This is a genomic window from Rhizorhapis sp. SPR117 (assembly GCF_021742065.1).
Genome location: NZ_JAKKIE010000005.1, coordinates 47342 through 60132 on the forward strand (window position 1 = coordinate 47342; position 12791 = coordinate 60132).

The 12791-nt window shown below is 60.6% G+C and carries 4 protein-coding genes; 2 read left to right on the forward strand and 2 right to left on the reverse strand.

Annotation, left to right across the window (positions count from 1 at the left end; genetic code table 11):
• Window positions 1-126: 126 nt before the first annotated feature.
• Window positions 127-8271, reverse strand: coding sequence for a GH36-type glycosyl hydrolase domain-containing protein (locus L3X40_RS03415; RefSeq protein WP_237364389.1), 8145 nt, complete (start codon window positions 8269-8271; stop codon window positions 127-129).
• Window positions 8272-8321: 50 nt separating this feature from the next.
• Complete coding sequence (locus L3X40_RS03420; RefSeq protein ID WP_237364390.1) at window positions 8322-9380, reverse strand: universal stress protein; 1059 nt, start codon at window positions 9378-9380, stop codon at window positions 8322-8324.
• Window positions 9381-9977: 597 nt separating this feature from the next.
• On the opposite strand from L3X40_RS03420, the gene L3X40_RS03425 reads away from it, so the two are divergent.
• Together L3X40_RS03425 and L3X40_RS03430 are read left to right on the forward strand one after the other, a co-directional pair.
• Window positions 9978-10634 carry a methyltransferase family protein gene (locus tag L3X40_RS03425; protein ID WP_237364391.1) on the forward strand — a complete coding sequence of 219 codons (657 nt, stop codon included), beginning with the start codon at window positions 9978-9980 and terminating at the stop codon, window positions 10632-10634.
• Between the two features lie 434 nt (window positions 10635-11068).
• Window positions 11069-12433 carry a hypothetical protein gene (locus L3X40_RS03430; protein ID WP_237364392.1) on the forward strand — a complete coding sequence of 455 codons (1365 nt, stop codon included), beginning with the start codon at window positions 11069-11071 and terminating at the stop codon, window positions 12431-12433.
• Window positions 12434-12791: the final 358 nt, after the last annotated feature.

Sequence of the window (12791 nt, forward strand, 5' to 3'; positions counted from 1 at the left end):
CTGTGGTCGGGTAAGGACTTCGACCACCCATGTTTCCAAAAGTTCCCATTGCTGGCACCAATAGCTTGCCGCCGCTCTCCATTGCACGACAAGGGCGCGGTCACAGGACCGGCCGTGGCGGAATTCTCAAGGCGTCAGTCGGACTCTGACCTCAATCTCAGCGCCATCTGTCGGAAATGAGATACCGCCCGTCGTCAGGCGCGCACCATTGACGGTGAGTTCCACGTTTCCGCGGCCCAGATGATCGGGATCTTCGACCTGCACTGAAATCGTACCGGTGGGACCGCGCAAAACGGCTCGGAAGCCGCCCCACGAAGGAGGAATGGACGGTGCGATCGTCAGGCGTCCATCTACAAGCCTCAAGCCCAGGATGCCCTCTGCAGCAAGACGCCACGCCCATCCTGCAGCCCCGGTATACCAGCTCCACCCGCCGCGCCCGCTATGGGGGTCAGCGGCAGCGATATCGCCCGCGACGACGTAGGGTTCGAGCGCATAGCGTTTCGCCTTTGCCTTCTCGTCCGAGCGTCGAACGGGATTGATCATATCGAAGATGGCGAACGCCTTGTCGGGCTCCCCTTGCTGGGCAAACGCCATGCCGAGCCAGGCCGCGGCGTGTGAATATTGCCCGCCATTTTCGCGAATGCCCGGCGGATAGGCCTTGATATAGCCTGGATCGCGCGCTCCCTTGTCGAAGGCCGGCCAGAGGAGGCGCGCCAGCTTGTGTTCCGGACTCACGAGTTCCCGCCAGGCAGCGTCCAATGCCTGCCGCACGCGTCCTGGCTCGGCACCGGCGAAAGCGGCCCACGACTGCGAAATCGAGTCAATCCGGCACTCGTCATTGCTCGCCGAACCGAGCGGATGACCTTCGTCATCATAGGCGCGCCGATACCAGGCGCCGTCCCATCCGGCTTCTTCGGCGCGTTGTCGCAGTTCCCGCGCCCGCTCAGTCCATCGCGACGCGCTCATTTCTCGTCCGGCGCGCCTACTGACATCGGCAAACAGGTCGGCGGTCACCGAACCGAACCAGGCGAGCCAGATGCTCTCGCCGCGGCCCTCGCGGCCCACCCGGTCCATTCCGTCGTTCCAATCGCCGGCGCCCATGAGCGGCAATCCGTTGGGGCCTGCAGTCAGCCCATGCTCGAGAGCCCGTTCACAATGATCAATCAGCGGCCGCAGGACGCCCGCCATATCAAATCGGGCGTAGCGGTTTTCCTCCTCGGGTTTGAGCGGTGGCGCATCCAGGAACGGAATCTCTTCATCCAGGATGGTGAGATCGCCCGTCGCCTGCACATAGGTGCCAACGGCGTAGGGCAGCCAAATGAGGTCGTCCGAACAGCGTGTCCGCACTCCTCGATCCGAGGGCGGATGCCACCAATGGAGGACGTCGCCCTCCGTGAACTGGTGCCGGGCGCATTGGAGAATGTGCGCGCGGGTTCGCGCGGGTTCGGTATGAAGCAGCGCCAGCACATCCTGCAACTGATCGCGAAAGCCGATCGCGCCGCTGGACTGATAGAAGCCGGTTCGGGCCAGCACACGCGACGACAGACTCTGATAAATGAGCCAGCGGTTCACCATGAGATCGAAGGCAGGATCGGGCGTGGAAATTTCGACAGCACCCAGGATTCCGTTCCAGTGGTGCTCAAGCGCTTGCAGGGCCTGTTCGACCAAATGAGGCTCGCTCCAGCGCCGTGCCAGTTCTCTTGCTAAGGTGTGATCTGCTCCCTGCCCGAGGACGAAGATGATTTCCTCGCTCGCGCCCGGCGCGAACTCCAGATGAACCTGATAGGCGGCACACGGATCACCTCCCGCCACGAGCTTGCCGCTCAAGCCCCAGCGCCCGAGTGCGGCCGGATCGGATGGATCGCCCTCTCGCCCGAGAAATTCGCGCCGATCGGTTGTGAACCCATGCGGAGGTCGGCTCGCGGTGAGAAATGCCACCCGTTCCGCGAAATCCTCGTTCCAGCGACTCATCGCAAGAATCGCCTGCGCGGCTGGATCATAGTCACAAACGACATGGGGCCGCGCGATGCTTGGGAGCGCTCCCAGCAGCCATTCGGCATAGTAAGTCGAAGTGAGACGCCGATGTCGGTTTTCGAGATTGCGGAGCCGCAACCGGACGATTTTCACCGGAGCGTCCAAAGGAACAAACACCAGCATTTCCTGGTCCAGCCCATGCGATTTCTGCGACCATCTCGTATAGCCGGCTCCATGCCGCACCTGACAGGCCGACGAATGCCCAGCGGGCGCAGGCGTCACGGTCCAGACCGATGCGGTTTCCTCATCGCGCAGGTAGAGGGTCTCGACAGGCGGGTCCGACACAGGATCGTTTGTCCAGGACGTCAGGCGGTTCTCGCCGCTGTTGACCGCCCAGCTGAAACCTCCGCCGGCTTCGCTGACCAGACTGCCGAACTCATCGTTGGCGAGGACATTGCACCAGGGTGCGGGGGTGGCTTCGCCGGGCTCAAGGTGGATGACATATTCCCGGCCATCCGGCGTAAATCCGCCGAGCCCGTTGTCGAAGCGAAGCTCCTTGGGACGTTCCAACGCGTCAGCAGTCTTGCGATCGGGTGGAAGCGCTGCCGAAAAGCGCGGCAGCTGCGAGGGCGGCTCTAGCGCCTGCGACAGCTGGTCCTCCAGTGCCCCCTTCGCCTCATCAACGACCACGCGGGCAACGCTCTCCAGCAGGTTGACTTGATCCGATCCAATCTGATCACGGAAAAGGAGATGAATGCCGCCTTTGCGGCCAAGCATTTCAGTCGCACCGACCTGCCGGAGCAGGGCGACAACGTCGTCCCGGATCGGCTCGACATATGCCGACCCACCGGTCTGGAGAATCACGAGATCGACCTGAAGCCCGTGGCGTCGCCATAGCTGATGGCCGCCGATCACTTGTTGCGCCAGCAAGCCGCCGGTACCTGCGGTTCGCAACAGCAAGATCGGGAGGTCGCCAGAGAGCGCCATTCCCCAAAGGTGCGGTTGCCCTAGGCGGTTGCCGCTGAACGCGGCAGCGTTGCCCCGCAGTGCACCATGTGGATAAACAAGGAGCGAGGCGAGCGCCTGAAGCGCCGGCAGGCTAGCGGGCGCAATTTGGGCACGCTCGAGGGCGCGCGCGCTTTCCCCCAGGGCGTCCGGCAATGCCCAGTTGACCGCGGCAAGGGTCGAATAGCGCTCCGCCAGGTCAACGGCCCTCTCACGGGTTGCGGCCGCCACGGTGAGGAAGCAGAGTTCACGCGTCTCATAGGGCTGTAGAGTAACCCCAAGCTGCAACGCCATGATCGGGTCCAAAGTCCATCCCGCAGAATTCGAAAGGTCCATGCGCGCACCCGGCGGGGAGCGCAGATGGCCGTTTCGTCCGACAAACCGGCTGCGGTCTGATTCATAGCCCAACGGCTGAATCGGACCCTGGGCGTCGACCGCAAAATGCAGGAGCAAGGGTGGCGTCTCATGCGGTGCGCGGGGTCGGCGGCGGAACAGCAATCCGCCCAGATGGGCGATATATTCGCTGCCAACAAACAACTTGCTGAAGGCGGGGTGCCGCTCGTCGTCCATCGGCGCACCAAGAACGACTTCGCCATAGCTCGTCAGTCGCAGCGTCCGCGGATGTGCGCTTTCATTGACCAGCGTGAGGCGCCGAACCTCGAGGTCGTCGCCCGCGATGACCGCAACCTCAAGGTTGAGCGCAATCCCGTGATCGCGGCGGTGAAACTCCGCCATATGGGGATGAAACGTGACACGGTACTCGTCGGGTTGCATACCGGTGGGCTGTCGTGCCGCCGACCACAAGGCACCGCTCTCATCGTCACCCACATAAATCCAATAGCCGTTGGCATCCCGCGTGCCATCGGCAACGAACCGCGTGAGCGCGTTATGATGCCAGCGCAGGCCGCCGCCGCCAGCTTCCGAGATCCAGCTCGACAGGGGCCCGTTTCCCAGCAGGTGAACCTGCGGAAAGGCTGTGGCCGGCGGTGGTGTCCAGGCGGCGGGAATGCGCAGCGGCGCCCCTCGCCCGAGCGGACGGTCGCGTTCCTCGAGCCGCTCGATCTCAGCAGGGATTTCGCGCGGCACTCGCTCGCTAAGGAGCAGCGAAACCGTCCGCGTTCTCGGATCCGCGGTGAAGCGTCGAACGAGAATATCGCTGAGCAACACATTGCCGATTGAACTGAGAATCATCCCCTGGTGGTGCGCCATATAGGCGTGGACAGCGGTGAATTTACCCTGCGACACCCGATCGGACGTGAAATCGAGTGCCTCGAAAAGCCCGTAGCGTCCGCAGGCTCCAAGCCGGGCGAGTTCCTTCAGATTGGCCACAGCGTGAGTTGGTGCGATGGGCAAGCCAAGAGCGGACGCATAAGGTGCAATCACCATATCGCGACCAAGTCCCCGCTTCAGGCCAAGCGCTGGCACGCCGAAGGCCTGGTATCGATAGTGATGCTCGGGATCTCGCGCGGAATATGCGGACTCAGAGATACCCCAGGGAAGTCGGTGGCTTTCCCCATAGCGTCGCTGGATTTCAACCGCGCGCCGTTCACTCTCGCCGAGCAGCGTGTCTATCCTCGAACGAAGCAACAGGCGCGGCATCAGATATTCGAACATCGAGCCGTTCCAGGAGATCAGCAAGAGCCCGCCATCTGAACGCGTCAGGGCACGCCCAAGATGAAACCAATGTTCAACAGGCACATCTCCCTTGGCGATCGCGAAGAAGCTGGCAAGGCGAGCTTCCGATGCAAGAAGGTCATAGTAATGGGTATCGGCCCGTCCGGAGCTTACATTATAACCGATCTGGAAGAGGCGGCGCTCTTCGTCATAGAGGGGCTTGAATTCCATGGCATAGGCGAGCTCGCGCGCTTGATCGGCAAGGCGGATCAGGTCGCTGGCGGATGTCGAGCCTGTTTCGGCATCGTTCCACATTGAACGTGACTGATAGCGCAATCTGTCGAGAAATCCGTGCAGATCACGTAGCAAATCTATTGGCGGAGATGCGGCAGAGTTGACTGCTTCGGCCAGCGCATGCTCGAGTTGCGGAATGCGGCTCTCGCAAAGTTCGCGGAGCCCGTTTGTCCAGTTTTCCGGCGTTTGTTTCAGCGATATGATGCGAGCGCGCAGGTCGCTTGTCCATTGCCGCAGGGCCTCGCCGTTCCATGCCTCGGCCGTCTCGTCGAGCAGGTCGAGCACATCGGCGAGACCGTCCCAGCGTTGGGATTCCAGGCGACTATCCTCGCTCGCATTACGCAGCGCCGCTGCATAGGCAACCAGACAGACTGCGAGATTGCCGCTATCGACGGTCGAGACATAGTGCGGCTCCAGCGGTGCCAACGTCCTGGTGTCATACCAATTATAGAAGTGACCTCGATAGCGCTCCATTCGGGCGAGCGAATCAAACAGGTTGGCGGTCCTCGCTGCCAATTCTGTCCTTCCCAGGTAACCCAGATCCCAGGCGGTCGCGGTCGCGAGTAACAGCATGCCGATATTGGTCGGCGACGTGCGATGGGCGATATCCTCGTGAGGAGCCCCCTGGTAGTTGTCCGGGGGCAGCCAATTGTCCTCGGGCCCGGCAAAGGTCTCGAAATAGAACCACGTTCTGCGCGCGAGCATCCGAAGGAAAGTTACGTCGCCACGAGTGAGCGGTTCGACCCCTTCCTTGCGAAGCCGTCCGATGAACAAGGTGACTTCGGGCGCGAGAATCCAGATGATGAGGAGCGGCAGCGCTGTGAGAAGCGCGCCTGGCCGCATCGCTGACAATGCCATGGCAAGTCCAATGCTGATCGCCGGGCCGGGCCACATCTGCCGCCAAATTCCCGCTCGGGTGTGATGCTTGTGGAGACGCGCCGCCTCATGGGCTGCGGTCGTCCATTCCAGCATTTTGCGACGGGTGATGAGGAGCCGCCAGAGCGTGAGACCGATCGCACGCAGCGACAAGAGGGCTTCGTGAGGAAGGTAGACAATGGCAAGAAGCCAGCGTCCCGCCTGGTCGTGAAGTTGCGGCAGCAGGCCGCGCGCCGACCCACGCCGCTGGCCGCGCGCGAGCCCACTGACCAGATCGGCGAATAGCTGTCCGGCCGGTGTGAAAAAGACAAGCAAGGTCCAGAACCAGGTTTGTCCTGGCAGTACCAGCCACCCCGCCACGGCCAGGAGGAATGTGGCTGGTGCCACAAGGCTACGGCGGAGATTGTCAGCGATTTTCCAGCGATCGATGCTCGAGAGCCGGTTCGCGACCATTGTTCCATCAGCCGCGGGGACCTTGGGAGCAAGCCATGGCAAGAGCTGCCAGTCCCCGCGAAGCCAGCGGTGCAGGCGCCGCGCATATTCGAGATAGCTGCGCGGGAACCCTTCGTAGAGAACGATATCGGTCGCAAGCGCGACCCGGCCATGTGCGCCCTCAAACAGATCATGGCTGAGAATGGCGTTTTCGGGAACGCGGGCGTCAACGCTGCGATGAAAGGCCTCTACATCATAAATGCCTTTCCCGACAAAGATCCCGGCCCCAAACAGGTCCTGATAGACGTCCGAGACCGCGCGGCTGTAGATGTCGATGGACGTATCGCCCGTGAACAGGCGCGCGAACAGCGTTCGCGAACCACTCTGCGGCGATATCTCCACCCGCGGCTGGATAATCGAATAGCCGCTCGTGATCACACCTGTCGCAGGGTCTATCTGTGCCCGGTTGAGCGGGTGCGCGAGGGCGCCGACCAGGTTGGACACCGATCCGGGCGGCAGGATCGTGTCCCCATCGACGGTGACGACGAATCGAACACCCTTCGGAATGGGGCGGTCGCCGACATGCAAGGAAAAAGCCGAAGAGTCGCCTTCCACCAGCATGCGGTTGAATTGTTCGAGCTTACCGCGCTTGCGCTCCCACGCGAGCCAGCATCCCTCAGCCGCATTGTAACGTCTTGGCCGCAACAGCAGGTGGAACGGTCCAGCCCCGGCATGTGAATGGCGCGCGTTCAGTTCCCGAACGCGTTCTTTCAGTGCGCGTTCGATGTCGCCATCGAGAGCCGTGCGCTCTGTCGAGGCGTCAGCGAGGTCGGCAAGCAAAACGACCTGTAGCATCGGATCGAGATTGGAGAGCCAGTGGGTCTCCATTTGTTCGACGAGGCTCGGTATTTCATTCGCACGCGCAACGATCACCGGAATTACGATCAAGGTCGGGCAATCCTGCGGCAAACTCTCGCTGCAATCGAGCTTGTTCAGCACGCGCGGCGGGAAAATCCGTGTGATCGCCCAGTGAAGCAGAGTGATTGCCAGCACCGACGCCGGAATGAGCGCCAGGGAGAGACCGCCGAGCCAGCCAGGAAATTGGGAATCGATCCACCACAGATAGGACGCGGGGAGAAGCAGGGCACCGGCCCAAAATACGGCGAGCGCTGAGAAGTAGAACAAGCCGGGGTTTTGAAGCGCCGCGTTTCGCCACCGCTGAGCCAAAGGCAGGCGCGTGCCGAGTTGACGCTGGAACGCGGCGCACCCATCTCCGACGAGCCAATAGCCGACGTGGCCTTGCGGCAAGTCGGCTCGCGCCGCCTTCGCCGCATCGACTGCGCTCGCCGCCACGTCGACTTCTCCCTTGGCGGCGTGGCGCGCAAGATCCTCGACGACGCGTCGATAGCGGTCGCGGCTTTGAAAATCCATGCGCTCATAAAAGCCTGACGGATCGGTCCGAAGAATTTCTTCGACGCAGCTGACCTGATCGAAAAAATCCTCCCAGGAAATCGCCTCGATGAGCCCAAGATTGGCGATCGCGCGTCCGACCTGCTCCGTCGCCTCGAGCGAATGCGGCTCGGTCGCCCATCGTGAAGGGCGAAACGGCATGGTCAGACAATCGCAAAATATTTGGGTGAGCGTGGAAACGAGAATCTCGACGCAGGCGATGCGAAGCATCGTGGGGAAAGCCCACAGTTCAGCGATCGATAGCGGTGATTGTCGCTGATAGCTCCGCAGAAATCGGACCAGAGTCCCCGAGGAGATCTGCATTCGGGTGAGCCGCAGCAGGTGATGCGCGAGCACAAACACCCGGGGCAAGGCTGCCTCCTTATCGTCAGCCAATGCAGGCAACCGGCCGTAGAAGCTTGCAGGAAGATCCTGTTCGATCTGCCGCAGCGCACGGTGCACCTGATAGTCGTTGTCCAGCAGCCATTCGGCAGCCTTGCTCGCTTCGGGAGCCGCGGTAGTGCATGCCAGACGCGCATCATGCAGCCATTGAGCGACTGCACCGACCTGGGACCAGGCCGGAATCGGTCGCGGGCTGTCGGTCGAGATCCGATGCGTCTGGCTCAACTCCTCAGCCGCTTGCAGGAGCGCCACAGATTCCGGTGAAACGTCTGCCACTATTGGGCGAGTTGGCTGCGTCCCGAAGGCGCTAGACTTGGGCCCTCAAGAGTGTGTTCTGCCGCGTTGATCTGGAAGTTTGGGCGAATAATCAGCACGGGGCATGGAGCGTGCGTCGCAAGATATTCGGTGACGCTGCCACACGCGACGTCGCTGAGGTTGCTGTGGCCATGCGATGAAACGACGAGAAGGTCCGCATTGTGCTGCATGGCGAGACGCCGCAGCCGATTACGCGGATCACCATCTATTTCCACGACGGCCCGCGCAGCAATACCGTCATGCCAAAGCCGGGTGCGCAGCTTTTCCAGATAGCTGCGCGCGCGCGCCTCATTGTGATCCATGAGCTTGCTGCAAAGCTCGCCCGCGCCCGCCTGAGGCAGATTCCGGTCGATGGTTTCGACTTTGGGAACAACGTGGGCGAGGATCAGTTCGGCTCCCTGCGCGCGCGCCATGCTCACGGCAACCGGCAGCACGCTTTCTGCTTGAGGAGAGCCATCGAGCGGGAGGATCAGCCTTCGATAGGTGACGGTCTCGGCACCATCCGCCTCGCCGGGGATCAGTAACAGCGAAGCCACGGCTCGCTCGAGTATCTTCTGCACAGTGCTCCCCAGTCCTGTGGAGCCTTCTGACTCATGGCTATGCGTCGCCAATGCCAGCAGTGCCCCGGCATGGTCCTGCGCCCAGCCGTTGAGTTGCCGGGCGGGGGATCCGGTTAGCAGCAACCGGCCGATGCCCCCCCCCCGGCCGCCTTCTTCCGCGATGATCTGGTCGAGTCGCTCGCTGCATTCGTTCAAATGAAGATGCCACTCAAGAGGGTCGGCAGGGAAGTCGGCATTGCGCATCGTTTCTAAAACGTGCGCAAATGTCACCGGCAAGCCGAATATGGCCGCCAGCGCCAGCGCATGCCGCGCAACGACGTGGCAGTTCGAATCATCGTCGAGGCAGGCGAGAATTTCGGAGCGCTGTTTTCCAGCCTTCCTCACGGCTGGCTCACTTCCGGGAAAGAAGACTCGGAGCGGCGCGTTTTCTGGGCTGCCATTGGTTTGGGAATGTGGCATCGGATCCTCCTTCCAGGTGGCAAAATGTCGACTCCAATCTTCCAAGCAGGATCAATCATCTGAGCGGCAAAGACATAGGTATGATCCCGTATTCTTGGGGCGCTAGGCACGATCTCCCATGGCCCTCAAATCGAAAGCACGACACGAAGAGCGCGGCCCGCAACCTTAACATAGACGCGCTGCTCACATTCAAATTACAGTCCCGGCGGCCGTGACGACGCCGGCGAGATGCCCATCCCTCCCCGCGAGCATCGAAGGCTCCATTGAGACGATGAAGCTGTCTCACAGGCGGTCTTTGGCGGACGACGACAGACGAGCGTTCAACACCGGCGCACATTTTCCGGAGACGGTGGTTGCCTGTCGAGCTATCCTACCATCACGGCCTGGAACCCACCATCTCCAAATAGGGCAGCTATCTTGGACCCAGGACCGTATCTTCTCGCGGCGAACTGCGAGCGGAAGTCCGACGCTGTTGGTGAAAACAATAGAACCAAAGCCCCCTTGCCTCATGGCGACTTAACCCGAAGGGACTGATCTGGCATCATTTCGTCCTGCACGGGGGATTATGTAAAACTGAACAGTGCTGGGAGAGACATCATGGGCGCATTTGGATGGGGACTCGCCGCGATTGTGATCGTTGCGGTTTCATGGATATTCTATCGGTATTTTGCACCGAAGACCTGGCGGGAGTGGGCCGGCGCAGGTCTGGTGCAGGCGTTCATAATTGCTCTGTACGCCGAAATGTATGGTTTCCCGCTGACGATCTACTTGCTCGTTCGTCTGTTCGGTCTCGACCGCGGATATGTCAGTGCGAGCTTATGGTCGACGCTCGTCGGCGTCGGTGAAACCGGCATGCTGGTGGCGATGATACTGGGCTACAGCCTCGCCTTCATCGGAGTGGGCCTGTTCATCCAGGGTTGGCGTGACGTCTATCGTGCTCGGCAGCAGCACCAGCTGGTAACGGAAGGTCTATACAGGTTCGTCAGGCACCCGCAGTATATGGGGCTGTTTCTCGCCCTGTTTGGCGAAGGGATCGTGCATTGGCCGACCATTTTCTCGGTTAGCCTGTTCCCATTGATCGTGTTCGCTTATTATTTGCTTGCCCGCAAGGAAGAGCGGCAGATGGTTGAGAGTTTCGGAGATGTCTATCGAGCGTATCAATTACGTGTGCCTATGTTCGTTCCCCGCTGGGGCAAATGGAAGGATATGGCCGAAGCGGCCCAGAAATCCGAGGATAATACTGGCCAGAAATAGAATCGATTTCACTGGTACCATTATCGGCTTCGGCGAGTCATGACCGACCCCGGAATGGCCGCTTCGGGGCGATGACGTATCAAGCCAAAGTGCTTTCAGTAGGAAATGGCCCAAGCCGGAATTCTACGCACTTTGGATCCTCGCTGGGTCGACCAATAATTGGGCGTCAACTGCACAAAGACGCTATTGATAAAGCTAGATTTCTCTCCGAGATGCCTTTGCTTTCGTAATGTTGGGCTCAGATGTTTGAACCACCTAAAAGGATAGATGCAGAAAATAGGATAAAACTCGGAGTCTCATTGCGGCTTCATAATTGATTGACCGGCGTCATTATGAACCCACCACCCCCCCATCATCCGTCCGGCACCAGTATTAACGCTTGACCAGTTAAATGCCTTTGCCTTCAATGCTCTCGGGGAATCAGCAGTAAAAAGATGACAAGGATCCCGGAACCTTCGCCTGTGCCAACTGCGCCGCTGAACGCCGGCTGCGTTTGCATAACGCTGGATCGCACGGCGATGCGCACGGCTCTGGCACACGAGACGGGCGATGCCGCGTTTTACAGCTGGTTGGGCGAATCACGCCCTCATCTGTTTGCCGATGTCGCGGTGTTTCTTGACGCAGCAGAACTCGACCAGATGCAGAGCATCGTCGAGGCGATCGAAGCCGTCGTTCGTCATCCCGCCTATCGCGCGGCAGTGCTTGGCTGGGCGCCGGTGAGCGCGATGCGGGACTTCGGACCGAGGGGGGTCTTCATGGGATATGATTTTCACCTCGGACGCAATGGCCCGGCGCTCATTGAAATCAACACGAATGCTGGCGGGGCCATCCTGAATGCTTCTCTCGCGCGCGCCCAACGCTCCTGCTGTAGCGGTGCTGTCATCCCGGAGTTTATGGATCTGGCTGCATTCGATACGAATGTTGCCGAGATGTTCACACGGGAATGGCGGCACCAACGCGAAAGCGGATCGCCCGCAACGATCGCGATCGTCGATGATCGTCCGGGAGAACAATATCTCTACCCGGAATTCCTCTTGATGCAGCGCCTGCTGCAACGCCATGGCTACGAGGTTTGCATCGCCGATCCGTCAGAACTGGAATATTGCGACGGCGAACTTTGTCGAAGCGGTACGCGTATCGATCTCGTTTACAACCGATTGACGGATTTTTCGCTCGAACAACCCGGTCATGCGGCGCTGCGCGCGGCCTATGATGATGGCTCGGTCGTCTTGACGCCCAATCCCCACAACCACGCTTTGTTCGCCGACAAACGCAATTTGACGCTCCTTTCCGATTCAGCCCGGCTTTCAGAATGGGGGGTAGATCCGGCCCTGATCCGGATATTGTCCGCAGGCGTTCCAGCCACCGAACGCGTCACGCCCGAAGGTGCCGATCGCTTCTGGAGCAACCGAAAGCAGTTCTTTTTCAAGCCTTCGTCGGGCTATGGTAGCCGGGCTGCCTATCGCGGTGACAAACTGACGAAGACGGTCTGGCAGGAGATTTGCCAGGGCGACTATGTCGCGCAGGCCTATGTCGCCCCAAGCGAGCGCCTCATAGAATTCGACGGGGAGAAGCAGCAACGCAAGATCGATGTGCGCCTCTATACCTACGACGGGCGCATGCTTTTGGTTGCGGCGAGGCTCTATCAAGGACAGACGACGAACATGCGGACGATCGGAGGGGGTTTTGCACCGGTATTGCTGACAACGACAGACGGTCTTTCAGCAGCATGTCAGATGTGTGCGGGCCGGTCGGACGCTGTTGTATCGCCGCCAACTCGTATGGATGGGCGTCACTGATCCCAACTTGCAATCCGAACGGCCCCAAATCGGCGCGCAGCGGACCATGCAGGGCCCTCACCGCGTACCAATGAAGATTTTTCCCGCGACAGATTGAAAGGGGTTCGTAGCCCACGGGATAGCATATCGCAGTTCACACCCTCGCCTTGCCTGCCGTCGTCAATCTGCGGCGCACAAACGAGCTTGGCCGAATGGCCGGGTGCAATCATTCTCCGCCCGTCGGCACAAGGGTCGATAATAGGACGGACAGGGCAGTCATCGCCCTCGCAGCGTTCGGCCATTTTCAGCAGCGGTGGGCGCATTGCTTCGAGGGCTGCTGCCTTGCGGGCCAAGTCCTCAGTATAGGCAATCGCCATGT